Source organism: Geobacillus vulcani PSS1 (genome assembly GCF_000733845.1).
Lineage (GTDB): Bacteria > Bacillota > Bacilli > Bacillales > Anoxybacillaceae > Geobacillus > Geobacillus vulcani.
Genome location: NZ_JPOI01000001.1, coordinates 1,911,145 through 1,937,293 on the forward strand (window position 1 = coordinate 1,911,145; position 26,149 = coordinate 1,937,293).

The 26,149-nt window shown below is 54.4% G+C and carries 27 protein-coding genes and 1 other annotated feature; of the genes, 26 read left to right on the plus strand and 1 reads right to left on the minus strand.

Annotated elements, in window-relative coordinates; translation table 11 throughout:
• The first annotated feature begins 246 nt into the window (after positions 1 to 246).
• From N685_RS0110255 to N685_RS0110370, 22 genes are all read left to right on the plus strand, one after another.
• The gene (locus N685_RS0110255) at positions 247 to 1,542 is read left to right on the plus strand and encodes a replication-associated recombination protein A (RefSeq protein WP_031408077.1); all 1,296 of its coding nucleotides are present in this window, start codon (positions 247 to 249) and stop codon (positions 1,540 to 1,542) included.
• Between the two features lie 327 nt (positions 1,543 to 1,869).
• Positions 1,870 to 2,286 (plus strand): cysteine metabolism transcriptional regulator CymR, encoded by a 417-nt coding sequence (gene cymR / locus N685_RS0110265; RefSeq protein WP_011232042.1) that lies wholly within the window; start codon positions 1,870 to 1,872, stop codon positions 2,284 to 2,286.
• Between the two features lie 162 nt (positions 2,287 to 2,448).
• Positions 2,449 to 3,591, plus strand: a complete 1,143-nt coding sequence (locus tag N685_RS0110270) for a cysteine desulfurase family protein (RefSeq protein ID WP_031408079.1) — start codon at positions 2,449 to 2,451, stop codon at positions 3,589 to 3,591.
• 17 nt (positions 3,592 to 3,608) lie between these two features.
• Positions 3,609 to 4,724 (plus strand): tRNA 2-thiouridine(34) synthase MnmA, encoded by a 1,116-nt coding sequence (mnmA, locus tag N685_RS0110275; protein ID WP_031408080.1) that lies wholly within the window; start codon positions 3,609 to 3,611, stop codon positions 4,722 to 4,724.
• Positions 4,725 to 4,812: 88 nt separating this feature from the next.
• Positions 4,813 to 5,475 (plus strand): tetratricopeptide repeat protein, encoded by a 663-nt coding sequence (locus N685_RS0110280; RefSeq protein ID WP_031408081.1) that lies wholly within the window; start codon positions 4,813 to 4,815, stop codon positions 5,473 to 5,475.
• 18 nt (positions 5,476 to 5,493) lie between these two features.
• Positions 5,494 to 7,854, plus strand: coding sequence for an SF1B family DNA helicase RecD2 (recD2, locus tag N685_RS0110285; protein WP_031408082.1), 2,361 nt, complete (start codon positions 5,494 to 5,496; stop codon positions 7,852 to 7,854).
• A gap of 25 nt (positions 7,855 to 7,879) precedes the next feature.
• Positions 7,880 to 8,353 (plus strand): PRC-barrel domain-containing protein, encoded by a 474-nt coding sequence (locus tag N685_RS0110290; protein WP_031408083.1) that lies wholly within the window; start codon positions 7,880 to 7,882, stop codon positions 8,351 to 8,353.
• A 15-nt stretch (positions 8,354 to 8,368) separates the two neighbouring features.
• Complete coding sequence (locus tag N685_RS0110295; RefSeq protein WP_025949318.1) at positions 8,369 to 8,560, plus strand: hypothetical protein; 192 nt, start codon at positions 8,369 to 8,371, stop codon at positions 8,558 to 8,560.
• 11 nt (positions 8,561 to 8,571) lie between these two features.
• The gene (locus tag N685_RS19020; protein ID WP_071880177.1) at positions 8,572 to 8,706 is read left to right on the plus strand and encodes a YrzQ family protein; all 135 of its coding nucleotides are present in this window, start codon (positions 8,572 to 8,574) and stop codon (positions 8,704 to 8,706) included.
• A gap of 119 nt (positions 8,707 to 8,825) precedes the next feature.
• A complete protein-coding gene (locus tag N685_RS0110305) occupies positions 8,826 to 9,887 on the plus strand; it encodes an AI-2E family transporter (protein ID WP_031408085.1) in 1,062 nt (353 codons plus the stop codon).
• Positions 9,888 to 9,934: 47 nt separating this feature from the next.
• Positions 9,935 to 10,159: a binding site (T-box leader), on the plus strand.
• Positions 10,160 to 10,206: 47 nt separating this feature from the next.
• Positions 10,207 to 12,843, plus strand: coding sequence for an alanine--tRNA ligase (gene alaS / locus N685_RS0110315; protein WP_031408086.1), 2,637 nt, complete (start codon positions 10,207 to 10,209; stop codon positions 12,841 to 12,843).
• 67 nt (positions 12,844 to 12,910) lie between these two features.
• Positions 12,911 to 13,177, plus strand: a complete 267-nt coding sequence (locus N685_RS0110320) for an IreB family regulatory phosphoprotein (protein ID WP_015375467.1) — start codon at positions 12,911 to 12,913, stop codon at positions 13,175 to 13,177.
• Between the two features lie 3 nt (positions 13,178 to 13,180).
• Positions 13,181 to 13,597 carry a Holliday junction resolvase RuvX gene (gene ruvX / locus N685_RS0110325; RefSeq protein WP_031408087.1) on the plus strand — a complete coding sequence of 139 codons (417 nt, stop codon included), beginning with the start codon at positions 13,181 to 13,183 and terminating at the stop codon, positions 13,595 to 13,597.
• A gap of 17 nt (positions 13,598 to 13,614) precedes the next feature.
• On the plus strand, positions 13,615 to 13,914 hold the full coding sequence (locus N685_RS0110330; RefSeq protein ID WP_031408088.1) for a DUF1292 domain-containing protein: 300 nt from the start codon (positions 13,615 to 13,617) through the stop codon (positions 13,912 to 13,914).
• Positions 13,915 to 14,152: 238 nt separating this feature from the next.
• On the plus strand, positions 14,153 to 15,244 hold the full coding sequence (gene mltG, locus N685_RS0110335; protein WP_031408090.1) for an endolytic transglycosylase MltG: 1,092 nt from the start codon (positions 14,153 to 14,155) through the stop codon (positions 15,242 to 15,244).
• Between the two features lie 179 nt (positions 15,245 to 15,423).
• Entirely contained in the window at positions 15,424 to 16,077 is a 654-nt protein-coding gene (locus N685_RS0110340; RefSeq protein WP_031408091.1) for an O-methyltransferase, read from the plus strand.
• On the plus strand, positions 16,074 to 17,003 hold the full coding sequence (locus N685_RS0110345) for a peptidase U32 family protein (protein ID WP_031408092.1): 930 nt from the start codon (positions 16,074 to 16,076) through the stop codon (positions 17,001 to 17,003). The genes N685_RS0110340 and N685_RS0110345 overlap by 4 nt, the downstream gene beginning before the upstream one ends.
• Positions 17,004 to 17,021: 18 nt before the next feature.
• A complete protein-coding gene (locus N685_RS0110350) occupies positions 17,022 to 18,290 on the plus strand; it encodes a peptidase U32 family protein (RefSeq protein WP_031408093.1) in 1,269 nt (422 codons plus the stop codon).
• A gap of 1 nt (position 18,291) precedes the next feature.
• Positions 18,292 to 18,927 (plus strand): uridine kinase, encoded by a 636-nt coding sequence (gene udk / locus N685_RS0110355; protein WP_031408094.1) that lies wholly within the window; start codon positions 18,292 to 18,294, stop codon positions 18,925 to 18,927.
• Positions 18,928 to 19,037: 110 nt separating this feature from the next.
• Positions 19,038 to 19,514, plus strand: a complete 477-nt coding sequence (gene greA / locus N685_RS0110360) for a transcription elongation factor GreA (RefSeq protein WP_011232025.1) — start codon at positions 19,038 to 19,040, stop codon at positions 19,512 to 19,514.
• A 107-nt stretch (positions 19,515 to 19,621) separates the two neighbouring features.
• A complete protein-coding gene (locus N685_RS0110365; protein ID WP_031408095.1) occupies positions 19,622 to 21,394 on the plus strand; it encodes a peptidoglycan D,D-transpeptidase FtsI family protein in 1,773 nt (590 codons plus the stop codon).
• 66 nt (positions 21,395 to 21,460) lie between these two features.
• On the plus strand, positions 21,461 to 22,084 hold the full coding sequence (locus tag N685_RS0110370; protein WP_084177500.1) for a YrrS family protein: 624 nt from the start codon (positions 21,461 to 21,463) through the stop codon (positions 22,082 to 22,084).
• 147 nt (positions 22,085 to 22,231) lie between these two features.
• Here the strand turns inward: N685_RS0110370 and N685_RS0110375 are convergent, their stop codons facing one another.
• Complete coding sequence (locus N685_RS0110375; RefSeq protein WP_031408097.1) at positions 22,232 to 22,441, minus strand: YrzA family protein; 210 nt, start codon at positions 22,439 to 22,441, stop codon at positions 22,232 to 22,234.
• Positions 22,442 to 22,632: 191 nt separating this feature from the next.
• Here N685_RS0110375 and N685_RS0110380 point away from each other — a divergent pair, with 191 nt between their 5' ends.
• From N685_RS0110380 to N685_RS0110395, 4 genes are read left to right on the plus strand one after another with little or no spacing between them, the layout of a single operon-like run.
• Positions 22,633 to 23,280, plus strand: a complete 648-nt coding sequence (locus N685_RS0110380) for a class I SAM-dependent methyltransferase (protein WP_031408099.1) — start codon at positions 22,633 to 22,635, stop codon at positions 23,278 to 23,280.
• A gap of 14 nt (positions 23,281 to 23,294) precedes the next feature.
• The gene (gene mtnN / locus N685_RS0110385) at positions 23,295 to 23,999 is read left to right on the plus strand and encodes a 5'-methylthioadenosine/S-adenosylhomocysteine nucleosidase (protein WP_031408100.1); all 705 of its coding nucleotides are present in this window, start codon (positions 23,295 to 23,297) and stop codon (positions 23,997 to 23,999) included.
• A gap of 58 nt (positions 24,000 to 24,057) precedes the next feature.
• Positions 24,058 to 24,981, plus strand: coding sequence for a PLP-dependent cysteine synthase family protein (locus tag N685_RS0110390; RefSeq protein WP_031408101.1), 924 nt, complete (start codon positions 24,058 to 24,060; stop codon positions 24,979 to 24,981).
• A 2-nt stretch (positions 24,982 to 24,983) separates the two neighbouring features.
• Positions 24,984 to 26,117: a bifunctional cystathionine gamma-lyase/homocysteine desulfhydrase gene (locus tag N685_RS0110395; protein ID WP_031408102.1), complete on the plus strand. Its 1,134-nt coding sequence runs from the start codon at positions 24,984 to 24,986 to the stop codon at positions 26,115 to 26,117.
• Positions 26,118 to 26,149 lie beyond the last annotated feature (32 nt).

The following is a 26,149-nucleotide window of genomic DNA, read 5'->3' on the forward strand; positions in this document are numbered from 1 at the left end:
GATGCACGAAAGCCGCCCCATACGCCGGCAGCTTGCCATGGCATTATATCCTCTCTAACCCGGAAGCTATTCCAAACGTGAACATAGGCGGGGCCGCCAAAGCGCGGGACGCACGGGAGTGGTTTGACTGGCAGCCTGCATCGGGCGGCTGTTTCCAACGATCAATCACTCTTCCCGCCTCTAAATGTTTGCACAGGCGGGAGATGTTGCCAAACAGAACGCGTCCATTTTCAGGGAGGGATCGGCATGTCCAAAATGACGGAGCCGCTTGCTTGGCGAATGCGTCCACGGACGATTGATGAAATCGTTGGGCAAGACCACGTGATTGGCCCGGGCACACCGCTGTATAAAATGGTAAAAAAAGGGTATGTCCCGTCGCTTTTGCTTTACGGCGAACCGGGAACGGGGAAGACGTCGCTTGCTTATGCCATCGCCCGCACCGCCGGACGGGAGCTTGCGGCGATCCATGCGACATCGGCTGGAAAAAAAGAGATCGAAGAGGCAGCGGAAGCGGCGCGATGGTCAGGGAACGTCGTGTTGTTTATCGACGAAATCCATCGGTTGAATAAAGCGCAGCAAGATGTGTTGCTTCCGCACCTTGAATCCGGGCTCATCACCTTGATCGGCGCGACGACGGAAAACCCGTTTCATGAGGTCAACCCGGCGATCCGCAGCCGATGTGGGCAAATTCAGCAGCTAAAGCGGCTTGAGCCGAGCGAGTTGCTCATCATTTTGAAACGGGCGCTCGCCGACCCGGAGCGAGGAGTGGGAGCGCAGACGGTCATCATCGATGACGCGTTGTTATGGCGCATCGCCGAAGCGGCCGGCGGGGATGCGCGCGTAGCGCTTTCGCTCCTTGAGGCGGCGGTTGCCGCTGCCGATGAGCAGGACGGCTGTTTTTATATTGACGAAAGCATCGTTGCCTCGTGTACAGCAAATCGTGGGTTTGCTCATGACAAATACGGTGATCATTATTATTCACTGCTGTCCGCGTTTCAAAAAAGCGTGCGCGGCAGCGATGCTGATGCCGCGCTTCATTATTTGGCTCGCCTGCTTGAAGGCGGCGATTTGGCCGCCGTCTGCCGCCGACTGCTCGTCATTGCCTATGAAGACATCGGACTTGCCAATCCAACAATGGGGGTAAAAGTGCAAGCGGCGGTGGCGGCGGCGGAACGCCTCGGGCTGCCAGAGGCGCGCATTCCTCTCTCCGTTGTGACGATCGAACTTTGTCTGAGCCCAAAATCCAACAGCGCCTACAAGGCGTTGGACGCTGCTATTGCCGATGTCCGTTCCGGCAAGCTTGGCGATATTCCGGATCATTTAAAAGACGCTCATTACAAAGGGGCGTCTGCACTCGGGCATGGACAAGGCTACTTGTATCCGCACGACTATCCGAACGGCTGGGTCGCGCAAGAGTATTTGCCATCCGCTCTGGAAGGCGTCCGCTATTATGAACCGAAAGAGCACGGCGAGGAAAAACATTATGCCAAAGTGTATCGGAGGCTTGAGCAATTGAAACAAGAGGACAAGGTTCGGCCGTGAAGCACTCGGGATTTTTATGGTATAATAACACAAGTGATTGGCTGAACAAGAGGAGGCGCTTGTTTCCCATGGTTGCGCTGGGGCATTGAGTTTGCCGGTTCGCTCGTCATGTCGCTGGGCATCGTCTTGACGATGAAGGCCGATGCGGGCTGCGCGCCGTGGGATGTTCTTCATATCGGGCTGCAACGAAAGCACGCTCTTTTTTTGTGTGACGATCAGTTTGATTGCCGGCCCGACGTTGCTGCAATGCCAAAAGGCCGCAAGCCGCCTGGTTGGATCGGCCGCCGGCACTCGGGCACAAGGGTTAAGCCGTTAGGAGGGATATGAATGAAGATTTCGACGAAAGGCCGCTATGGCTTGACGATTATGATCGAATTGGCCAAAAAATATGGCGATCGTCCGATCTCGCTTCGTTCAATCGCCAAGGCGAACAATTTATCCGAACATTATTTGGAGCAGCTCGTCACACCGCTGCGCAACGCTGGGCTCGTCAAAAGCATCCGCGGAGCGTATGGCGGTTATGTGCTCGCTGAACATCCGGCGAAAATCACCGCCGGCGACATTTTGCGCGTGTTGGAGGGGCCGCTCACTCCGGTTGAGGAGCTTGAAGAGGAAGAGCCGGCGAAGCGCGAGCTATGGATTCGCATCCGCGATGCGGTCGAAGAGGTGCTCGACAGCACGACGCTCGAAGATTTGGCGAAGTATAGCGATGGGGATGAAGGGGCATATATGTTTTATATTTAAGAGGGCGGTGAAAAACGGCTGATTCCCTTACTCAATGGGGGAATGGGCGAAAAGCAGGGTCGATGCAACAAGGTTTTTCTAATTGAGAAATGACATGGTAAAGCCGTATTCACGATTAAATCACCAGCCTCTTAAGCAACAGAAAGGAAAGGAGAATGGCCGTTGGAACGCATTTATTTGGACCATGCGGCAACCTCCCCGGTCCATCCGGATGTGGCAGCCGGTATAGTCCAGTGGATGACGGAACAGTTTGGCAACCCATCAAGCATCCATTATTTTGGCCGGCAGAGCCGCCGCGCGGTCGATGAAGCGAGGGCCGTTGTCGCCCGCTCGATTGGGGCGAAAGAGACGGAGATTGTGTTTACAAGCGGCGGTACGGAAGCGGATAACTTTGCGGTCATCGGAACGGCCGTAGCGAACCGCGGCCGCGGCAATCATATCATTACAACCGCCATCGAGCATCATGCGGTGTTGCGCGCTTGTGAATATTTAGAGACGCAAGGGTTTGAGGTCACGTATTTGCCAGTTGACGAACACGGGACGGTATCGGTCGAGGATGTCAAGGCCGCGCTGCGTGATGAGACGATTTTAGTATCGGTCATGTTTGCCAACAACGAAGTCGGCACGATCCAGCCGATTCGCGAAATCGGAGCGCTGCTTCGCGATCATCCAGCCTATTTCCATACGGACGCCGTCCAGGCGTACGGGCTTCTTCCGATCGATGTGAATGAATACGGGATCGATCTGCTGTCGCTTTCCGCTCATAAAATCAACGGCCCGAAAGGAAGCGGGGCTTTGTATGTCCGAGAAACGGTGCGCATCATGCCGCTCCTTTTCGGCGGCGAACAGGAGCGGAAGCGGCGCGCTGGCACGGAAAACGTCCCCGGCATCATTGGGTTGGCAAAGGCGGCGGAAATCGCCGAGCGGACAAGGGAGGAGAAACGTCGGCAGTATGCGGCGTGGCGCGAGGCGATGCTTGAAATTTTCCGCTCCTCAGGGATCGACTATGCGATCAACGGCCGCCCGGATAGCCTGCCGCATATTTTGAATGTCGCCTTCCCGGGAACGAATGTCGAATCGTTGCTCGTGAACTTGGATTTAGCCGGCATTGCCGCCTCGAGCGGGTCAGCATGCACCGCCGGGTCAATCGATCCGTCGCACGTGCTTGTCGCGATGTGCGGAAAAGAGTCGGAGCGCATCCGTTCGTCTGTGCGCTTCAGCTTCGGGCTCGGCAATACGACAGAACAAATCGAGCGGGCGGCCGAGGAAACAGTGAAGATTGTCAAGCGGCTCACAAACCGCTAAAGAGGGGGTGAAACAGCATGAACAAAGCGCCGTACGAAACGCGCGTCGTCGTCGGCATGTCCGGCGGGGTCGACTCATCGGTCGCTGCGCTGCTATTGAAAGAACAAGGATATGATGTGATCGGCATTTTTATGAAAAACTGGGATGACACCGATGAAAACGGCGTTTGCACGGCGACTGAGGACTACGAAGACGTTGTGCGCGTCTGCAACCAAATCGGCATTCCATATTATGCCGTCAATTTTGAAAAGCAGTATTGGGACAAAGTGTTTACGTACTTTTTGAACGAATACAAAGCCGGGCGCACGCCGAACCCGGATGTGATGTGCAATAAGGAAATTAAGTTCAAGGCGTTTTTAGAGCACGCCATGTCGATCGGCGCCGATTACATCGCAACCGGCCATTACGCCCGCGTCGAGTTTCGCGACGGCGAATATAAAATGCTCCGTGGAGCTGACCCGAACAAAGATCAAACGTACTTTTTGAACCAGCTCGGTCAAGTTCAGCTGTCGAAAGTGATGTTTCCGATCGGCCATTTGCAGAAAGCGGACGTGCGCCGGATTGCGAAAGAGGCTGGGCTGGCCACTGCTGGAAAAAAAGACAGCACCGGCATTTGTTTTATCGGCGAACGTGATTTCAAAGAATTTTTGAGCCATTATTTGCCAGCCCAGCCGGGAGTGATGAAAACGCTCGATGGCGAAGTGAAAGGGCGGCATGACGGCGTCATGTATTACACGATCGGCCAGCGCCACGGGCTTGGCATCGGAGGCAACGGTGAACCGTGGTTTGTCGTCGGCAAAGATGTGCGCGAAAACGTGCTCTATGTTGCCCAAGGATTTGAAAACGAATATTTGTATTCCACCTCGCTAAAAGCGGTCGATGTCAATTGGGTGTCTGACCGCAAGCCGGAAGCGCCGTTTCGCTGCACGGCGAAATTTCGCTATCGTCAGCCCGATGTCGGCGTGACGGTTCACCCGCTTCCGGACGGAGACGTGGAAGTCGTGTTTGATGCGCCGGCGCGGGCGGTGACACCGGGGCAGGCAGTTGTTTTTTACAACGGCGAGGAATGCCTCGGCGGTGGCACGATCGATGAAGTGTTCCGCAATGGCGAAAAGCTTTGGTATGTTGGTTGATGGCTGTGCTGGTGCTCAGGATCTTCAATCAGGCTTCAGGCTGGGAGGCCGTTGCTTGAAAATCACATTGAATCAGGGGGGATGGGCGGTGGCCAATTTCAACGAACAAGGCCTGGCGTATATGCGCGAGGGGAAGTATGAGGAAGCCATCCGCTGTTTTTCCGCTGCCGTCGAACAGCATCCGGACGATCCGGCCGGATACATTAACATCGGCACCGTTCTGGCCGCAGCTGGTGAGGAAGAAAAGGCGCTGGAGTGTTTCCGGCAGGCGCTCGCCCTTGACGAGCGGGCGGCGGCCGCCTATTACGGCATTGGCACGGTTTATTATCGACGCGGGCAGTTCGCCCAAGCGAAACAGATGTTTGAGCGCGCGCTTGGGCTTGGTCTTGACGATGCCGATACGCATTTTATGCTTGGCATGTCATTATGGCGGCTCGAGATGCCGCGGCTGGCGCTGCCGTATTTGCAGCGGGCGGCCGAGCTGAACGAGACGGACGCCGAAGCGCTGTTTCAGCTTGGCCTTTGCCTCGCCACTCTCGAGTATGTTGATGAGGCGAAGCGTTATTTCGAAAAAACGTTGGAACTTCATCCGCACCACGCTGATGCGTACTACAATTTAGGCGTCATTTATGCGTATAAAGACGACTTCAGCGCCGCCCGCGCCATGTTTGCCGCCGCCTTGGACGCCAAGCCGGATCACGTGCTTGCCGGATATGGAAAGAAACTGATGGAAAAGCGGCTTGCGCCGTAAAAAGGCAGGGGATGGCTGTTGCAAGAGCAACAAATGCTCGCTCTCGACGGACGCACGTTCATTAAAGGAGTATGCCTGGCCGTCATTTTTCATAATGAAGAAACGCTGTATACAGTCGTCCGTGTGCGCGTTGAGGAAACGAACGATGCGCCTGATGAGGACGAAGTCGTTGTCACGGGCTATTTTCCGCGCCTAAACGAAGGGGATGTCTACGTCTTTTATGGGCAGTTCCGCCATCATCCGCGCTTCGGCCGCCAATATGCGGCCGAACAGTTCCGCAAACAGCTTCCAAACACGAAAGAAGGAGTCATTCATTATTTATCGAGCGGATTGTTTAAAGGAATCGGCAAAAAAACGGCCGCCGCGATCGTTGAAGCGCTTGGCGAAAACGCGATTGCGGCCATTTTGCGCGATCCAGAGGTGCTTGAACGGGTGCCGAAGCTGACGAAGAAAAAAGCGCAGCAACTGTATGAATCGCTTCGCGCCCACGAAGGATTAGAACAGACGATGATCGCCCTCGCCCAGTTTGGATTTGGACCACAGTTGGCGATGAAAATTTACCAGGCGTATGGCGAAGAGGCGATTGACATCATCCAAGAGAACCCGTATCAACTCGTCGAGGACATTGAAGGAATCGGCTTTGGCCGCGCCGATGAAATCGGGCGCCAGCTCGGCATTTCCGGCAGCCATCCGGCCCGGCTGCGCGCTGCTTCGCTGTTTGTTCTTGAGCAGGCGTGCTTGCAGGAAGGGCACGTTTATTTGCGCGAGGAAGAGCTGATGGAGCGCATCGGGGGACTGCTTGACGGCAGGCCGAGCGGTGCGGTGGATGGACAAGCGATCGGCCAGACGCTTCTGATGTTAGGGGAGGAAGGGAAGCTGATCGCCGAGCAAGGGCGCTATTATCTCCCTTCCCTTTACTTCGCCGAGAAAGGGATCGTCTCCAATATTAAGCGGCTGCTCGGGCAAGCGCCGCCCGCGGCGTTTGCTGAGTCGGAGTTTTTGCTGGCGCTTGGGGAGCTTGAGGAACGGCTTGGCATGCAATATGCCCCCAAACAAAGGGAAGCGATCCAACAAGCGCTTTCTTCGCCGCTGTTCATTTTGACCGGCGGTCCGGGAACGGGGAAGACGACGGTCATCAAGGGCATCGTCGAGCTGTTCGCCGCCCTCAACGGCCTGTCTCTTGACCCGGATGACTATAAACAAGGCGAGCCGTTTCCGGTATTGCTGGCTGCACCCACCGGTCGGGCGGCGAAGCGGATGAGCGAGGCGACCGGGCTGCCGGCGGTGACGATCCACCGCTTGCTCGGCTGGAATGGGGCGGAAGGGTTCAGTCGTGACGAGAACGAACCGATTTCTGGCAAGCTGCTTGTCATTGATGAGATGTCGATGGTCGACACGTGGTTGGCCAACCAGCTGCTAAAAGCCGTGCCAAACGGCATGCAAGTCATTTTTGTCGGCGATGAGGATCAATTGCCGTCCGTTGGGCCAGGGCAAGTGCTGAAAGACTTGCTCCGCTCAGGCGTCATTCCGTTCGTTCGGTTGAACGAGGTGTACCGCCAGGCGGAAGGATCATCGATCATCGAGCTTGCTCATGAGATGAAGCGCGGCGTCGTGCCGGCCGATTTGACTGCTCCAAAGGCAGACCGTTCATTCATCCGTTGCCGTGCGGGCCAGGTCGTCGATGTCGTGCGGCAAATCGCGGACAACGCGCGAAAAAAAGGGTTTTCCGTCAAAGATATTCAAGTGCTCGCCCCGATGTACCGCGGTCCAGCGGGCATTGACCAATTGAACAAAGCGCTTCAAGAGCTGTTCAACCCGCCGGCTGAGGGGAAGCGGGAGCTGTCGGTCGGTGAGGTCGTCTACCGCGTCGGCGATAAGGTGCTTCAGCTTGTCAATCAGCCGGAAGATCATGTCTTTAATGGCGATATTGGCGAAGTCGTCGCCATTTTTTACGCCAAAGAAAATACGGAAAAGCAAGACTTGCTCGTCGTCTCATTTGACGGCATTGAAGTGACGTACACACGGCAAGATTTAGGACAAATCACCCATGCGTATTGCTGTTCGGTTCATAAGGCGCAAGGAAGCGAGTTTCCGATCGTCATTTTGCCCGTTGTCAAAAGCTATTATAAGATGTTGAAACGGAATTTGTTGTATACTGCGGTGACAAGAAGCAAGCAGTTTCTCATTTTATGCGGGGAAGAGGAAGCATTTCGATTCGGCGTCGCAAAACAAAGCGACGGAGCGCGCCAGACAGCGCTCGCTGAGAAGCTGGCGGGGACGGCGGCGCCGTTGATCGAGGTCGAACTGCCGCTTGAAGAGGCGAACATGGGGATGGAAAACGTTACGCCGTATGACTTTATGGGCAATGAGCCAAGCTAAAGATGGCTGGAAAGGTGGGAGAACGATGCGGACGTTTTCCGACATCAAGGGCCTTCCCATTTATGAGCAAATGACGGGAAAAATGGTCGGAACGATCACGGACATTTGGTTTACCAGCCATGGCACGGTCAAAGGGCTTGTCGCAGAACGGGGCGGCTTGTTCGGCCGCCGCCGCTATTTGCCGCTTTCAGCCGTGCAGTCGTTCGAAAACGACCGAGTCATCATCTGTGATGCAGATAGCTTCCAGCCGTTTCCTTCTCCTGACAGCGGCCACTCTCTTTACGGCGAACGCGGCCTCGCCGGCAGCATGGTTGTCGCCGCGGACGGAACCACAATCGGACTGTTGGATGACGTATATTTTGACGGGCAATTGGGCAAAATTGACGGATACGAGATCAGCGAGGGATTTTTTTCCGATTTGACCGAAGGAAAGAAACGAATGGAGCTTGCTCCGTTCACCGCCAGAGAAGGCGTGGTCACCATGGAAACAACGATGTAAGGAGAGTGGCTGTCAATGCTCATTTGCCCGAATTGCAAACGAAAAAATTTAGGGAAAATCGGCGTCAACCAGTACTATTGCTGGGATTGCTTTATTGAGCTGTCCGTCTCGAAAGGAATGATCCACGCCCATCAAGTGGAAGAAGACGGAACGTTGAGTTCTCTTGACGACTTGTTTGACGACCACGAACGCATGATCCAATTTTAGGGGGGACACGCATGAACCGGACGATGACGTCGCTGTTAGCAGTCGGGTTAGGCGTCGCCGCTTATCAGCTCGCCCAACGAAACAATTGGATGAACGGTCGCACGATGCGGAGGATGCGCCGCCGCTTGATGCAGGCGATCCGCTGACGGCGTTGCCGCCCTCGCCTTGTGCGGGGGCGGCGCCTTGTGATTGTCAAATAGTGCTAAAAGCGGTGAAGGCATATTTCCTCCCGCATCTCCTACACTAAACGGTAGGAGGTGTGGCGATGGGTGAGCAACAATGGCTGTCGTTCTTTCGCATCGGAAAATGGCTGCTTATGACAGCTATCATCTATTTGATCGTTCGGATGAAAGACGTTTGGTGGCCGGTCATCGATTTGATCGCAACGGTGTTGACCCCGTTTTTGCTGGCGTCGTTTATTACGTATTTGCTCTACCCCCTTGTGGAATCCATCCATCGCAAAGGAATGCCGCGCGCCCTTGCCATTTTGTTGATTTATTTGTTGTTTTTCGGTTTGGTCGGCTACGGCTTGTACCGCGGTGTGCCGCTATTCATCGCCCAGTTGCGCGAACTGGATGAACAGCTGCCGTCGTTGATGAATACATACCGTCAATGGGTGCGCCACATCCACGATGAGACGTCGAATTGGCCGCTGGAGATGCATACGCGCATCGAAGCGATGTTTGTGCAGTTTGAGAAGGCGGCTGCCGCCGCCGTCACGATGGCGATCCATGCCGCCAAGGCGTTGATCGGTTCCGCGGCAACATTTCTTTTGATTCCGTTTATCGTCTTTTATATGTTGAAGGATATCGACATGCTAAAAAAGGCGGTCTGGTATATGACCCCGAAGCGATGGCGCGAACCAGGGATGGCGTTTTTGAAGGATGTCGATGAATCGCTCGGCGGCTACATCCGCGGCCAGTTGTTCGTCTGTGCGGCGATCGGTGTGGCGGCGGCGCTCGGCCTGTGGCTTGCCGGCATGGATTATCCGCTGTTGCTCGGCTTTGTCATTGGCGTGACGAACATCATCCCGTATTTTGGTCCGTTGATCGGTGCGGTGCCGGCGGTCATTTTGGCCGCGACCGTATCGTTGAAAATGGTCGTTATCGTGCTCGCCATAATTTTTGCGTTGCAGTTTTTAGAGGGGAACGTCTTGTCGCCGCTGATCGTCGGCAAAAGCGTACATATGCATCCGCTTGTCATTATGCTTGCCCTCTTTGCCGGCGGTGAGCTCGCCGGCGTGCTCGGCCTCATTCTCGCTGTTCCGACGGCGGCGGTGCTGAAAGTGGCCATCGTCCATTGGAAAGAGCATTATGCTCCGCATTGACAAACGGCTGTTGCTTGTCTATAATCTTTCAATGAAAAAAGCGAATACATAACGCGATGACGGATCGAGTATGTTGCAGTCCATCTTAACGCGCGAGCTCGCGCACAGAGAGGAATTTCCGCGGCTGAAAGAAATTCCAGATGAAGGGCAACAGAAGGCTAATCCGGAGCGCAGGCAAAACCTGACGCAAGGCTGCGTTACGGCCAAAGAGGTGATGGGCGTTTTTGGCCCATAAACAGGGTGGTACCGCGAGCATAACTCTCGTCCCTGCAGGGGATGGGAGTTTTTTTATATAAAAAGGCGAAAGGGGAGGATCATCATGAAAAAGCTGACATCTGCCGAAGTGCGGCGCATGTTTTTGCAGTTTTTCCAAGAAAAAGGCCATGCGGTTGAACCGAGCGCTTCGCTCATTCCTGTCGACGATCCGTCATTGTTATGGATCAACAGCGGCGTCGCGACGTTGAAAAAATACTTTGACGGGCGCATCGTTCCGGAAAACCCGCGCATTTGCAATGCGCAAAAATCGATCCGCACCAACGACATCGAAAACGTCGGGAAAACAGCGCGCCACCATACGTTTTTTGAAATGCTCGGCAACTTTTCGATCGGTGATTACTTCAAGCGGGAAGCGATCCACTGGGCGTGGGAGTTTTTAACGAGCGAAAAGTGGATCGGCTTTGATCCGGAACGGCTGTCCGTCACCGTCCATCCGGAGGACGAGGAAGCGTACAACATTTGGCGCAACGAAATCGGCCTGCCGGAAGAACGGATCATCCGCCTCGAAGGAAACTTCTGGGACATCGGCGAAGGCCCGAGCGGTCCGAACACGGAAATTTTCTACGACCGCGGCGAGGCGTTCGGCAACGACCCGAATGATCCGGAGCTGTACCCGGGCGGGGAAAACGACCGCTATTTAGAAGTATGGAATCTCGTCTTTTCCCAGTTCAACCATAACCCGGACGGCACGTACACGCCGCTGCCAAAGAAAAACATCGACACCGGCATGGGCTTGGAGCGGATGTGCTCGATTTTGCAAGACGTGCCGACGAACTTTGAAACTGACTTGTTCTTGCCGATTATCCGCGCCACGGAACAAATCGCCGGCGAGCGGTATGGCGAAGATCCGGACAAGGACGTTGCCTTTAAGGTGATCGCCGACCATATTCGCGCCGTGACGTTTGCGATCGGCGACGGGGCGCTGCCGTCCAACGAGGGGCGCGGTTATGTGCTGCGCCGCTTGCTCCGCCGCGCGGTGCGCTACGCGAAACAAATCGGCATTGACCGCCCGTTTATGTACGAGCTCGTGCCGGTTGTCGGCGAAATTATGCACGACTACTATCCGGAAGTGAAAGAAAAAGCCGATTTTATCGCTCGCGTCATCCGCACGGAAGAAGAGCGGTTCCACGAAACGCTTCATGAGGGGCTCGCCATATTGGCGGAAGTGATCGAAAAGGCGAAAGCGCAAGGAAGCACCGTCCTTCCGGGGGAAGAGGCGTTTCGCTTGTATGATACGTACGGCTTTCCGATCGAGCTGACGGAAGAGTACGCCGCCGAAGCAGGGATGACGGTCGACCACGCCGGCTTTGAGCGTGAGTTGGAGCAGCAGCGTGAACGGGCGCGCGCGGCTCGGCAAGATGTCGATTCGATGCAAGTCCAAGGCGGAGTGCTTGGTGACATCAAGGATGAAAGCCGTTTTGTCGGCTACGATGAGCTTGTTGCCTCGTCGACGGTCCTCGCCATCGTTAAAGACGGACGGCTTGTCGAGAAAGTGAAAGCCGGTGAAGAGGCGCAGATCATCGTCGATGTGACGCCGTTTTACGCCGAAAGCGGCGGTCAAGTCGCTGACCAAGGCGTGTTTGAAAGCGAAACAGGAAGAGCGGTCGTCAAAGATGTGCAAAAAGCGCCGAACGGTCAACATCTTCATGCCATCATCGTCGAACGCGGCACAGTGAAAAAAGGAGCCCGCTATACGGCGCGCGTTGATGAGGCGAAGCGGGCGCGCATCGTGAAAAACCATACGGCGACCCATTTGCTCCATCAGGCGCTAAAAGACGTGCTCGGCCGCCATGTCAACCAAGCGGGCTCGCTTGTCGCTCCGGATCGGCTGCGCTTTGACTTCACCCATTTTGGCCAAGTGAAGCCGGAGGAGCTCGAGCGCATCGAGGCGATCGTCAATGAACAAATTTGGAAGAGCCTTCCGGTTGACATTTTCTATAAACCGCTTGAGGAAGCGAAAGCGATGGGCGCAATGGCGCTGTTTGGCGAAAAATACGGCGACATTGTCCGCGTCGTCAAGGTCGGCGACTACAGCCTTGAGCTGTGCGGCGGCTGCCATGTGCCGAATACAGCGGCCATCGGGTTATTTAAAATCGTCTCCGAGTCAGGCATCGGCGCCGGCACGCGCCGGATTGAAGCGGTGACCGGGGAATCGGCATACCGCTTTATGAGCGAACAGCTGGCCATTTTGCAAGAGGCGGCGCAAAAATTGAAAACAAGCCCGAAAGAATTGAATGCACGTCTTGACGGACTGTTTGCCGAGCTGAAAGAGCTCGAGCGCGAAAATGAATCGCTTGCTGCCCGCCTTGCCCGTATGGAAGCGGAGCACCTCACCCGCCAAGTAAAAGACGTGGGCGGCGTGCCGGTGTTGGCGGCAAAAGTGCAGGCGAACGACATGAACCAGCTGCGGGCAATGGCCGACGATTTGAAGCAAAAATTGGGCACGGCGGTCATCGTGTTGGCTTCGGTGCAAGGCGGAAAAGTGCAACTGATTGCCGCGGTGACGGATGATTTGGTAAAAAAAGGATTCCATGCCGGCAAGCTGGTGAAAGAAGTAGCGTCGCGCTGCGGTGGGGGCGGCGGCGGGCGTCCGGACTTGGCGCAAGCTGGCGGCAAGGATCCAAACAAGGTCGGCGAAGCGCTCGGTTATGTCGAAACATGGGTGAAATCCGTTTCCTAATTCGCGCGGATCGTGTACAATGGATGTAAAAGGACGGGGTGCCTGAATAAGGAGCGAGGTGGAAACGGTGAGCTCGTTTGATCAAACGATGCAGTTTCATTTTTCCGAGGAGCCGGCCGAGACGAACGTTCGCGAAGTGCTGTTGACGGTGTATGACGCCTTACAGGAAAAAGGCTACAATCCGATCAACCAAATTGTCGGCTACTTGTTGTCTGGCGACCCAGCTTACATTCCGCGCCATAAAGATGCGCGTGCGCTCATCCGCAAAATCGAACGCGACGAATTAATCGAGGAATTGGTGAAATTCTATTTACAGGGGCAACGAAAGGATTAACCGATGCGGACTCTAGGATTGGATCTCGGAACGAAAACGCTCGGCGTAGCGGTGAGCGACGAACTGGGCTTTACAGCGCAAGGATTGGAGACGATCGTCATTGATACGGAGCGCGGCGACTACGGCTTAAAGCGGCTGCGCTCCATCATTGAGGAATATGGCGTCGACACGATTGTCGTTGGGTGGCCGAAAAACATGAACGGGACGCTTGGGCCGCGCGCTGAGGCAAGCGAACGGTTCGCCGCCAAATTGCGCGAGGAGTTTTCTTTGCCTGTTGTGCTTTGGGATGAACGGCTGTCGACGATGGCTGCCGAACGGATGTTGATCGCTGCGGACGTCAGCCGGAAAAAACGGCGGAAAGTGATCGACAAAATGGCCGCGGCCGTCATTTTGCAGTCATATTTGGACAGTAAACGATGAAAATTGGAGGCGAAAACATGGAACACGGAGACCGTCATATTACCGTTGTCGATGAACATGGCAACGAGCAGCTGTGCGAAATTTTGTTTACGTTTGAATCGGATGATTTCGGCAAGTCGTATGTGTTTTACTATCCGATCGGCGTTGAGGCGGAAGATGAGAACGGCGAGACGGAAGTGCACGTTTCCGCCTTCATCCCTGGGGATGAGAACAAAGAAGGCGAACTGCTCCCTATCGAGACGGAAGAAGAGTGGGACATGATCGAAGAAGTATGGAATACGTTTTGCGCTGAACAGGAAGAGGAAGACGACGAATAACGGACAGCAGAGGGGTCCAAAAGGATCGGGGCCCCTTTTCTTATTGGTGTTTATGCATGAGGAAATGATCAGTTGTGTTTCATGAAATGGTTCAGACATCTTAGTTTGTTCAACAATCGTTGCGAAGGGCTTCGATTGACCGGCGCGTTTCCTCCCCTGGCCTTGCATTTTTTGACCGTCAAGGGCGAAAAATGCGGAACTTTGTAGTATAATATGGCCGGGTGAAAGGAGGACCAAGATGAAACAGAACGATTTTAGGGCGCCAGAGGCGCGGCTTGTACGGAAAATCGTCTTGATTGTCTGCGCTGTTCTGCTGGCGGCGCTTGTCATTGCCGGCGCCAGCAGTTTCTTATACATCCGCTCAGCGCTTAAGCCTGTTGATCCGGATGACCGCACCCCGGTCCATGTCTCGATTCCGATCGGTTCATCGGCGGCGGAGATTGCCGAGCAGCTCGAACAAAAGCGGCTCATTCAAAGCGCGGCCGTGTTTCGCTTGTACGTCCGCTGGAAAAATGAATCCGGCTTCCAGGCTGGGGAGTATGAACTGACGCGGGCGATGCCAATGGCGCGCATCATCGAGCTGTTAAAAACGGGGAAATCGCTGAAAATCGGGTTGAAGCTGACCGTTCCGGAAGGGTCGCAGTTGGTGCAAATCGCTGACCTCATTGCCGCGAAAACGGGCTACAAATACGAACAGATTATGAAACTGCTTAATGATCGCGCGTATATCGAACGGCTGATGAAAAAGCACCCGGATTTGTTGACTGATGATATTTTTCGGAAAGGCATCCGCTATCCGCTGGAAGGCTACTTGTTCCCGGCGACGTATGTGTTTGCTGATGAAAAGCCGCCGCTTTCCGAGATCATTGAGGCGATGGTGGCGAAAACAGCAGCTGTGCTCGACACATATAAGGCGGCGATGGAAGAAAAGAACATGTCGCCGCATCAGCTGTTGACGATGTCGTCTCTCATTGAGGAAGAGGCGACGGAAAAAGCGGACCGCGAAAAAATCGCCAGCGTGTTTTACAATCGGTTGCGCCGCGGCATGCCGCTTCAGACCGACCCGACCGTTTTGTATGCCCTTGGCCAACATAAAGAGCGTGTGTTGTATAAAGATTTGCAGGTCAATTCGCCGTACAATACGTACATGCATAAAGGACTGCCGCCGGGGCCGATCGCCAACGCCGGGGTCATGTCGATTGAAGCGGCGCTCGAGCCGGCGGCGACCGACTATTTATACTTTTTGGCAACACCGGGAGGCGAGGTCATTTTTACGAAAACGTTGGCCGAGCATAACCGGGAAAAGGCAAAACATATTGGGGAACAATAGATCAAAACGGGGAAGTTGATGGACGGCGGAGGAAAACGGCTTTGATGTAGTATAGTTGAATAGACCAATGACAAGAGTCCTTCGCGGCTCTTATTTTTCATGACGTTAGTAAAATAATGGATCATCAACACTTGTGGACGAGTGCTTTTCACTTTGTTGACGGCAGGGAGGAATTCCTCTTGCTTTCCAATGCCATGATTTCGTACTTGCAGCAGTTGCGTCCGGCGCTGGATGAGAATATTGAGGAGATGGAGCAGTACGCGTATCGGCATCGCATACCGATCATGGATCCGATGAGCATGGAAGTGTTGTTGTTCATCTTGAAGCTGATCAAGCCGCGCCGCATTTTAGAAATCGGCACGGCGATCGGTTATTCGGCGATCCGCATGGCAAAGGCGCTGCCGGATGCACGCATTGTGACGGTCGAAAAAGACAGGGAGCGGTATGAGCGCGCTTGTTTTTACATCGAAAAGACGAACACCGAGCGGCAAATCAAGGCGGTGTTGGGTGATGCGCTTGCGGTCGTGGACGATGTTGCAGCCACCGCGCCGTTTGATGCGTTGTTTATCGATGCCGCCAAAGGGCAATATGAGCGCTTTTTTACGCTCTATGAGCCATTTGTGGTTGCAGGCGGCCTCATCATCAGCGACAACGTCTTGTTTAAAGGGCTCGTCGCGGCTGAAATGCCGGCGGACAATAGGAGGCTTTGGAACATCGCCCAGAAAATTCGCCGCTACAATGAATGGCTTATGAGTCGAAGCGACTATGATACGGTCATCATTCCGGTCGGCGATGGACTCGCCATATCAAAAAAACGAGGTGAAGAACAATGAAAAAACCTGAATTGCTCGTCACGCCGACGAGCGTTGCCCATATCGACGAGCTGGCTGAAGCCGGAGCGGACGCGGTTATCATTGGCGAGCAGCGCTACGGTTTGCGGCTTGCCGGCGAATTTTCCCGCAAGGAGGTTGCTGCCGCCGTCAAAGCCGCCCACCGGCGCGGCATGAACGTGTATGTGGCGATGAACGCCATTTTCCATAACGACAAAGTGGACGAGCTTGGCGACTACGTCGCGTTTTTGGCTGATGTCGGCGCCGATGCCATCGTCTTCGGCGATCCCGCGGTGCTTTTGACCGTCCGAGAAACGGCGCCGCACATGAAGCTCCACTGGAGCACGGAGACGACAGCGACGAACTGGTATGCGTGCAACTATTGGGGCCGGAAAGGGGCGAAGCGCGCTGTCTTGGCTCGCGAGTTGAACATGGACGCCATTTTAGAAATCAAAGCCCATGCTGAAGTGGAAATTGAAGTGCAAGTGCACGGAGCCACGTGCATGTACCAATCGAAGCGCTCGCTGATCGGCAGCTATTTTGAATATCAAGGGAAAGTGATCGAAGTGGAGCGGAAGAAGTATGAAAAAGGGATGTTCCTGTACGACAAAGAGCGCGACAACAAATATCCGATTTTTGAAGATGAAAACGGTACGCATATTATGAGCCCGAACGATGTTTGTATAATCGATGAGCTCGGCGACATGGTCGAAGCCGGCATCGACAGCTTTAAAATCGATGGCATTTTGCATGAACCGCGCTACATTACGAAAGTGACGGAGCTGTACCGCCGCGCCATCGATTTATGCACGGCAGACCGCGAGCGATACGAGCGGGAAAAAGAGGAACTGCTTGCGGCTGTTGAAGCGCTTCAGCCACCGCACCGCCGCATTGACACCGGATTTTTCTTCAAGGAAACCATTTATTGAGAAAAGGAGGGAAGCGTCATGCTTTTAAAAAATGATCGCATCTCCGAGATCATTGACGGCAAGCGCGTCATTGTGAAAAAGCCAGAGCTGCTTGCGCCGGCCGGCAACTTGGAAAAACTGAAAATCGCTGTCCATTACGGCGCGGACGCCGTCTTTATCGGCGGCCAAGAGTACAGCTTGCGCGCCAACGCCGACAACTTTACGGTTGAGGAGATTCGCGAAGGGGTCGAATTTGCCAACCGGTACGGGGCGAAAGTGTACGTCACCGCCAACATTTACGCCCATAATGAAAACATTCCCGGTCTTGACGATTATTTGCGGGCGTTAGAGGATGCCGGCGTTTCCGGCATTATCGCTGCCGACCCGCTCATTATCGAAACGGCGCGTCGGGTGGCGCCGAAGCTTGAAGTGCATTTAAGCACGCAGCAGTCGCTCACCAACTGGAAAGCGGTCCAATTTTGGAAAGAGGAAGGGCTCGAGCGGGTTGTGCTCGCTCGCGAAGTGAGCGCAGAAGAAATCCGGCAGATCAAAGAGAAAGTCGATATTGAAATCGAGGCGTTCATCCATGGGGCGATGTGTTCCGCCTACTCCGGCCGCTGTGTATTGAGCAACCATATGACGGCGCGCGACTCCAACCGCGGCGGATGCTGTCAGTCGTGCCGCTGGGATTACGATTTATACCAGCTGTCTGATGGCCGGGAAATCCCGCTGTTCGCTGAAGGAGACGCTCCGTTCGCCATGAGCGCGAAAGATTTGAATTTAATCCGCGCCATCCCGGTGATGATCGAATTGGGTGTGGATAGCTTGAAAATTGAAGGGCGGATGAAATCGATTCATTACGTGGCGACGGTTGTCAGCGTCTACCGGAAAGTGATTGATGCCTACTGCGCTGATCCCGACCATTTCACGATCCGCGAAGAGTGGGTGCGGGAGCTCGAGAAATGCGCCAACCGCGAGACGGCGCCGTCGTTCTTTGACGGCTTCCCGGATTATACGAATCACATGTACGGGACGCACAGCCGGAAAACGACGCATGAATTCGCCGGTTTGGTGCTTGGCTACGACCTGGAGACGGGCATCGCCACCGTCCAGCAGCGCAACCATTTCCGCCCAGGCGATGAAGTCGAATTTTTTGGTCCGGAAATTGAAAACTTCACCCAAGTGATCGAGAAACTTTGGGACGAAGACGGCAACGAGCTCGATGCGGCGCGCCATCCGCTGCAAATCGTGAAATTTAAGGTCAAGCGCCCTCTCTTCCCGTACAACATGATGAGAAAGGAGAATTAAGATGGGGAAGAAGCCCGTTGTCATCGGCGTCGCCGGCGGTTCCGGCTCGGGCAAGACGAGCGTCGCCAGGGCGATTTACGATCATTTCGGCGACCGCTCGATCCTTGTATTGGAACAGGATTTTTACTACAAAGATCAAAGCCATCTCCCATTTGAAGAGCGGCTGAAGACGAACTACGACCATCCGCTGGCGTTTGACAACGACTTGTTGATTGAACATATCCATAAGCTGCTTCGCTATGAGCCGATTGACAAGCCGGTGTATGATTATACGCTCCACACGCGCTCGAGCGAAGTCGTGCGTGTGGAGCCGAAAGAGGTCATCATCGTCGAAGGAATCCTTGTCTTGGAAGACGAGCGGCTTCGCGATTTAATGGATATTAAGGTGTATGTTGACACCGACCCGGACATCCGCATCATCCGCCGTCTCATCCGCGATATGAAAGAGCGCGGCCGCACGTTCGATTCGGTCATCGAGCAATATTTGTCCGTCGTCCGGCCGATGCACAACCAGTTTGTCGAACCGACGAAGCGCTACGCGGATGTGATCATTCCCGAAGGCGGACAAAACGCCGTCGCCATCGATTTAATGGTGGCAAAAATTCGCACGGTTCTTGAACAAAAAGCGTTTTTATAATAACATAACAGAGACAAAACAATATATTATATAACAAGTAAGCGTACGAACAGCTGTTTTTTCTGTTCGTACGTTTTACATAATGCAGAATATATAGAGGAGTGAGATGAATGGCGAACGAAAAGCAGTATCCGATGACGAAAGAGGGAAAAGAGAAACTGGAACAAGAGCTTGAGTATTTAAAAACGGTCAAGCGGAAAGAAGTGGTGGAGCGCATTAAGATTGCGCGCGGGTTCGGGGATTTGTCGGAAAACTCGGAATACGATGCTGCCAAAGATGAGCAGGCGTTTGTCGAATCGCGCATCCAAATGCTTGAAAACATGATTCGCAACGCCGTCATCATTGAAGAAGACAAAGAAAATCCAGACGTTGTCTCGCTTGGCAAATCGGTGACGTTCATTGAACTGCCGGATGGCGAAGAAGAGACGTATACGATCGTCGGCAGCGCGGAAGCGGACCCATTTGAGGGGAAGATTTCCAACGACTCACCGATCGCGAAATCGCTTCTCGGCCGCCGCGTCGGCGATGAGGTGACGGTGCAAACGCCGGGCGGAGAAATGCTTGTGAAAATCGTAGCCGTCAAATAACAGAGCGGCTGACCGAGAGGAGAAGGCGCGCCAAGCGGGAAAATGGCCGCTTATCCACGTTTCAAATCGAAACACCTCGTCAACACTGATGATGAGGTGTTTTCTTTATGTGGAAAAAACGGATGCTCACCGTGCTTGCTCTCATTCAACTGGCGCTGTTGTTGCTTATCGGGCGGCTCGCGCAAATTCAGCTCATTGACACCGAGTCGTTTGCCAATCATAATTTAATTGCCGAAAGCGTCGCCCAGCGGACACAAGAACTCATCATTGATGACGGGCGCGGTTCATTTGTCGATCGAAATGGCGCGCCGCTCACGAAGCGATATGTGCCGTCGCTTGTCTTATTCCCGTTTTTAATGGCGATGAAATGGCCGGTGGAACAAGTCGCTCGGATCGCTGGCGTCTCTGAAGAAGAGATCCGTCGCCAGCTTGAGCAGGCGGACGGCCCGTTCGTCTTAGAGAAGGAAGGAGAGCCGCTCGCCTTGAGCGCCCAGCAAATGAAGCAAATTAACGATTTGCGCGTTCCGGGCGTCTTAGCCGTCAACAAGCAATATCCGCTGAAAACGGTGTACGCCCCGCATTTGCTCGGCTTCACCCGCCCGGACCGTGAGCTAATCAAGAAGCGTTATCCAAAGCGGCCGTTGCCGCCAAAGACTGAAGTGGGCATTCAAGGGCTTGAGAAGGCGTTTGATGAATTTTTGCTCGCTGACGGTGAAACGAAGCTGCTTTATCACGTTGACGCCGAAGGGCGGCCGCTGTTTGGACTCGATGTCAAATACAGCGACACGGGCAACCCGTTTTATCCTGTCACTGTGCAAACGACGCTTGACCGCGACCTGCAGCAAGAGATGGAACGGATCATCGACCGATACGGGCTGAGAAAAGGCGGCCTCGTTTTGCTCGATATTGATACAAACAGTGTGCTCGCCATGGTCAGCCGCCCGAACATGGATCCGCGCGATCCGTATAAAAACCGCGGTGCGGAAAACCAGACGGTGCTGCCGCAAATCCCCGGCTCGATTTTTAAAACGGTCATTGCGGCTGCAGCGCTTGATGAGGGGCTCGCCTCGTTTGGGACGACTTTTGACTGCAGCCGAAAGATTGACGGAAAAACGCGCGATGAGGAACATGATTACGGCATGCTTGATTTAGCGGACAGCTTTGCCGTCAGTTGCAACAATGCCTTCGCCACGCTCGGCAAGCAGTTGATCGAGCACGATCCGGATGCGTTTGAAACGTATGCGAAAAAACTCGGGCTGTATCCAACGGCCGGCTGGGAAGGGGCGGTGTACCACGAAGAGCATTTCCGTCAGTTCCCGGAGGAGCAGAAAGGAACCATTTGGCATGATCCGCGCGACAAGCGCGTGCCGCTTGCGGTGGCGCAAACGGCGATCGGGCAAAAAAATGTACGCGTCTCGCCGCTTGGCGTCGCCAACATGATGGCGACGATCGCCCGCGGCGGCGAAGCGCTGCAGGTGCGGGCCGTTGACAAAGTGCTGTACAAAAACGGTGCGACGCTCTTTTCGTTTCCGCCTCAACCGGTTTCAGACATGGCGCCGATCGCGCCGCAGACGGCCGAAGAGCTGCAGCGGCTTTTGCGCGGCGTTGTCACGAATGAGGATGGAACCGGCCGCCGTTTCCGTTCGCTGCCGTATCCGGTCGCCGGCAAATCCGGGACGGCGGAGACAGGAAAAATGGACGGCGGAGCTGAATTCATTAATAAATGGTTTGCTGGCTATTTTCCAGCCGACCGCCCGAAATACGCCCTCGCTGTCGTTGAGCTCGACTGCCCGAGCGGACGGACCGCGACGAATGATGTGTTCGCCGCCGCAGTCGAGGCGCTTTATGCTTATGACCGCGCCAAAAATGAAGCGAAGTGACGAACCAAATGTAAGGGGAATCCATTTTTCCGGCACGAACAACATCCAAAGAAGGGGGAGGAGATGGTGGCGCAAATAGGAACGCGCTTTGCCGCCCGGGCCAAGCGGCGGAGAATCAACCGTTGGCTCAATGGAGCCATTGCGGTTGTCGTGCTGCTCATTTTGATTGTGGGTGGGAACTTGCTGTTTGGCGATCAACCGAGCGAGAAGGCGGTCGATCGCGGAGCCGAGACAGAAGCAGCCAAGGCGAAGCGGGTGGAAGTGGAAACAGGTGAAGCGGTGGCGCCGGCGGAAGCCGAAACGCCCGCCGAGGAAGAAGGCGCTGCTTCCACCGATGAAACGAGCGAAGCGGGCACGACAGAAACGCCGGGCCCGCCGGGGTCCAACATTGAAAAAGAAATCGTCAACCCGGCATGGCAGCCGATCGGCACGACGCAATCGGAACCGCATGAAACGGTGTTTAAGAAAGATTCGGTCGACTGGAAGGAAATGCTCGATGCCGTCAGCTATGCGACCGGCATCGCTCCGGAGGAGATGATCGTTTGGTTCATCGGCAACAATGGACCGAACAAAGCGGTTGCGACGATTTCGACGAAAGATCAAACCGCCCATTACAAAGTGTATATTGAATGGGTGACGAACGAGGGCTGGAAGCCGACGAAGGTGCAAAAGCTGAAGCAAAAGCCGTAGCGGCATTGGCGTCGGAAAGCAGACAGGGGCTGACCCAAAAGGTCGTCTGCCTTCAAGATAGGCACAACATATAGTGCAGCAGAAGCAGTAAGTACGTATATATAGAGACGAAAGAGGGTGTCCCGATCCTTTTGGGACACCCTCCTGCTATTTTTTTGCTTTAAAATGGACAACTGCGCTGTACCACCGCTTTCCGTTTTCCATGACGTGCATTTGATGGGACACATGATGGACGGAAAGCAAAAGCGCCTTGTTATGTTCAATTTGTTCGTTGATGGTTTTCTCAAGCGTCCGCAAATCGTCCGCTTCAAAAAATTCGATTTTATCCTCGATCAAATCAAGGGAAATGTTCGGCATCGCTCTTCCTCCTTTCCATTGTCAGTGTAGCAAATTTTCCCGCTCTCATCCACCGCCGCACAAGGGGGAACAATACGAACGAAACCATGATCGTTGAACAAAGGAAAAACATATGCTACAGTAAGAACAGGCAATACGAAAAAAACATACTATATTTATAGGAATTATAAACTTTATTGGGGTGTGACCGTATGGGCAGAGAGTTTCTTGATTTGTTTGAGCAATGGGCGGAATCATACGACCGATCGGTCGAAGGATACGATGAGCAATATCGCGACGTATTTGCCGGCTATGACCGCATTTTAAGCATGGTCGCCGACAAAGCCGGCCAAGTCGTGCTCGAGTTTGGCGTCGGCACCGGCAACTTGACGAAAAAGCTTCTGGAGCGCGGCAAGCAGGTGTACGGGATCGAGCCATCGGCGCCGATGCGGAAAAAAGCGGCGGAAAAGCTCGGCGGGCGGGTGCTCATTATGGACGGCGACTTTTTGCAATTTCCGACACCGCCGGAGCCGATCGACACGATCGCCAGCACGTATGCGTTTCATCATTTGACGGATGCGGAAAAGGACGAAGCGCTGGCCAAATATAGTCAATTGCTCCATCCAGGTGGTAAAATAGTGTTTGCCGATACGGCGTTTCGCGACAAAGAGGCGTTCCGCCGGGCGATTGAGGAAGCCCGGGTGCGCGGCTTCCACGATTTAGCCGACGATTTGGAACGCGAATATTATACGACGCTTGATGTATTGGCATCACTGTTTTCCAAGCATGGCTTTTCCGTCTCCTTTGCACAGCAAAATGCATTCGTCTGGGTGATGGAGGCGGTGAAACAAACGACATAGAAAGAGGGAGAACGATGAAAGCAGCCATTATTGGAGCCATGGAAGAGGAAGTAGCGATTTTGCGTTCGCGCATGGAAGGACGCGAGGAAACGGTCATCGCCGGATGCGAATTTTCCAAAGGGCGCCTTGACGGTGTGGAGGCGGTGTTGTTGAAATCCGGGATCGGCAAAGTGAACGCTGCCATGGGAACGACGCTCCTTCTTGATCGCTTCCGCCCTGACTTTGTGATCAACACGGGGTCAGCTGGCGGGTTTTTGCCTTCGCTTCGCGTTGGTGATCTTGTCATTTCCGAGGAAGTCGTTCATCATGACGTCGATGTGACCGCGTTTGGCTACGCTTACGGGCAAGTGCCTGGCCTGCCCGCGCGCTACCGGGCGGATGAGGCGCTTGTTGAGGCGGCAAAGCGGGCAGCGGCGCGGCTTGATGGCCTGCAGGCAGTGACTGGTTTGATCGCCACTGGCGATTCGTTTATGAACGATCCAAAGCGAGTCGAATTTGTGCGCGGCCAGTTTCCGGAATTGTGCGCCGTTGAAATGGAAGCGGCAGCGATCGCTCAAGTGTGCGTGCAATTTGGAACGCCGTTTGTCATCATCCGGTCGCTGTCTGATATTGCTGGCGAGGAGTCAGACGTGTCGTTTGAACAGTTTTTGGAGACGGCCGCGAAACATTCGGCTGAACTTGTCTTGTCGATGCTTTCTGTCATGAAGGAGAGACGGTAGAAAACAAAGTGCCGCCGTCCGGCCGCTAAAATGAACGTGAAGAAACGGAGTGACTCCTATGCGGGTAGCGAAAAGCGTCCATGAGCTGGTCGGCCATACGCCAGTCATTGAGATTACACGCTTCCCCCTCCCGGAAGGCGTTCGGTTGTTCGCCAAGCTTGAATATTTCAATCCTGGCGGAAGCATTAAAGACCGGCTCGGGCAAGAGCTGTTGCGCGAGGCGTTTGCCTCAGGAAAACTGAAAGAGGGGGGCACGATCATTGAGCCGACAGCCGGCAACACTGGCATCGGTCTGGCGTTGGCGGCGATCGGCAAAAACGTGAACATCATTTTTTGCGTGCCAGAAAAGTTCAGCATCGAAAAACAGCAGCTGATGAAGGCGCTCGGAGCGCAAATTGTTCATACACCGACGGAAGAGGGAATGGAAGGAGCAATCCGCAAAGCGGAGGAGCTCGCCCGCACGATTCCGGGCGCCTATTGTCCGCAGCAGTTCCAAAATCCGGCCAACCCAAGGACGTATTATAAAACGCTTGGTCCGGAGCTGTGGGATGACTTGGACGGACAAATCGATATTTTTGTCGCCGGCGCCGGCTCCGGCGGTACGTTTATGGGGACGGCGATGTTTTTAAAAGAAAAAAACCCGGCCATTAAAACAGTCATTGTTGAACCGGAAGGCTCGATTTTAGGCGGCGGCAAGCCGGGTCCGCATCGGACGGAAGGGATCGGCATGGAGTTTTTGCCGCCGTTTATGGATCCGGCTTACTTTGACGCCATCTACACGATCGCGGATGATGACGCGTTCCGCCGCGTCAGCGAGCTGGCGAGACAAGAGGGGCTTTTGGTCGGCAGCTCGTCCGGCGCTGCGTTCCATGCCGCTTTGCTTGAAGCAGAGAAGGCAAAGCCGGGGACGAATATCGTCGTCATTTTCCCGGACGGGAGCGAGCGGTATTTAAGCAAACACATTTATGAAGGTGGGAGGTAACAATGAGGCGGAAAACCATGCTCATTCATGGCGGCATTCCGGGGGATCCGCATACTGGAGCGGTGTCGGTTCCGATTTATCAGGTGAGTACGTACAAACAAGAAGAAGTCGGGAAGCATAAAGGGTTTGAATACTCGCGCACCGGCAACCCGACGCGCGCTGCGCTCGAGAGGCTGATCGCCGATCTCGAGGGCGGCGAAGCGGGCTTTGCCTTCGCTTCCGGCATGGCGGCGATTACGGCCGTCATGATGTTATTTCAAAGCGGCGACCATCTGGTGCTCACTGACGATGTCTACGGCGGTACGTACCGCGTCATGACGAACGTGCTGAACCGGTTCGGGCTCGAAGCGACGTTTGTCGATACGAGTGATGTCGCCAACATCGAGGCGCACATCCGGCCGAATACGAAAGCCATCTATATCGAAACGCCGACGAATCCGCTGCTGAAAATCACTGACTTGCAAGCCGCCGCTGCCATTGCCCGTGCGCACGGGTTGCTATTGATCGTCGATAACACGTTTTCCACTCCATACTTTCAGACGCCGCTTGAGCTTGGCGCTGATATCGTCATTCATAGTGCGACGAAATATTTAGGCGGCCATAGCGATGTCGTCGCCGGGTTGGCGGTTGTTCGCACGCCGGAGCTTGCCGAACGGCTCCATTACGTGCAAAATTCAACCGGAGGCGTGCTCGGACCGCAAGATTCATGGCTATTGATGCGCGGGATGAAAACGCTCGCCGTGCGGATGGAGGAACATGAAGAAAACGCGCGCCAAATCGCTGCTTTTTTGGCTGAACACAAGGCGGTCAAACGCGTTCATTATCCAGGTCTTTCGGATCATCCGAACCACGAGCTGGCGAAAAAGCAAATGCGCGGATTTGGCGGCATGATTTCGTTTGATGTTGGCAGCCTCGAGCGCGCCGAGGAAGTGCTGTCGCGCGTTCGCTACTTTACGCTTGCCGAAAGCTTAGGGGCGGTCGAAAGTTTAATTTCGTTGCCAGGAAAAATGACGCACGCCTCCATTCCGAAGGAACGGCGTGAACAGCTCGGCATCACCGACGGCCTGATCCGTTTGTCGGTCGGGCTTGAAGATGTCAACGATCTGCTTGACGATTTGGCGCAAGCGCTTGGCTGAAATTGCCGCTCCCCTCTTCAGCCCATGTATGA

Bases quoted from the DNA above. Each gene is read 5' to 3' on its own strand.
- N685_RS0110255 (WP_031408077.1), top strand. From the start codon at position 247: ATGTCCAAAATGACGGAGCCGCTTGCTTGGCGAATGCGTCCACGGACG.
- cymR (WP_011232042.1), top strand. From the start codon at position 1,870: ATGAAGATTTCGACGAAAGGCCGCTATGGCTTGACGATTATGATCGAA.
- mnmA (WP_031408080.1), top strand. From the start codon at position 3,609: ATGAACAAAGCGCCGTACGAAACGCGCGTCGTCGTCGGCATGTCCGGC.
- N685_RS0110290 (WP_031408083.1), top strand. From the start codon at position 7,880: ATGCGGACGTTTTCCGACATCAAGGGCCTTCCCATTTATGAGCAAATG.
- N685_RS0110295 (WP_025949318.1), top strand. From the start codon at position 8,369: ATGCTCATTTGCCCGAATTGCAAACGAAAAAATTTAGGGAAAATCGGC.
- N685_RS19020 (WP_071880177.1), top strand. From the start codon at position 8,572: ATGAACCGGACGATGACGTCGCTGTTAGCAGTCGGGTTAGGCGTCGCC.
- N685_RS0110305 (WP_031408085.1), top strand. From the start codon at position 8,826: ATGGGTGAGCAACAATGGCTGTCGTTCTTTCGCATCGGAAAATGGCTG.
- alaS (WP_031408086.1), top strand. From the start codon at position 10,207: ATGAAAAAGCTGACATCTGCCGAAGTGCGGCGCATGTTTTTGCAGTTT.
- ruvX (WP_031408087.1), top strand. From the start codon at position 13,181: ATGCGGACTCTAGGATTGGATCTCGGAACGAAAACGCTCGGCGTAGCG.
- N685_RS0110330 (WP_031408088.1), top strand. From the start codon at position 13,615: ATGGAACACGGAGACCGTCATATTACCGTTGTCGATGAACATGGCAAC.
- mltG (WP_031408090.1), top strand. From the start codon at position 14,153: ATGAAACAGAACGATTTTAGGGCGCCAGAGGCGCGGCTTGTACGGAAA.
- N685_RS0110345 (WP_031408092.1), top strand. From the start codon at position 16,074: ATGAAAAAACCTGAATTGCTCGTCACGCCGACGAGCGTTGCCCATATC.
- N685_RS0110350 (WP_031408093.1), top strand. From the start codon at position 17,022: ATGCTTTTAAAAAATGATCGCATCTCCGAGATCATTGACGGCAAGCGC.
- udk (WP_031408094.1), top strand. From the start codon at position 18,292: ATGGGGAAGAAGCCCGTTGTCATCGGCGTCGCCGGCGGTTCCGGCTCG.
- greA (WP_011232025.1), top strand. From the start codon at position 19,038: ATGGCGAACGAAAAGCAGTATCCGATGACGAAAGAGGGAAAAGAGAAA.
- N685_RS0110365 (WP_031408095.1), top strand. From the start codon at position 19,622: ATGTGGAAAAAACGGATGCTCACCGTGCTTGCTCTCATTCAACTGGCG.
- N685_RS0110375 (WP_031408097.1), bottom strand. From the start codon at position 22,441: ATGCCGAACATTTCCCTTGATTTGATCGAGGATAAAATCGAATTTTTT.
- N685_RS0110380 (WP_031408099.1), top strand. From the start codon at position 22,633: ATGGGCAGAGAGTTTCTTGATTTGTTTGAGCAATGGGCGGAATCATAC.
- mtnN (WP_031408100.1), top strand. From the start codon at position 23,295: ATGAAAGCAGCCATTATTGGAGCCATGGAAGAGGAAGTAGCGATTTTG.
- N685_RS0110390 (WP_031408101.1), top strand. From the start codon at position 24,058: ATGCGGGTAGCGAAAAGCGTCCATGAGCTGGTCGGCCATACGCCAGTC.
- N685_RS0110395 (WP_031408102.1), top strand. From the start codon at position 24,984: ATGAGGCGGAAAACCATGCTCATTCATGGCGGCATTCCGGGGGATCCG.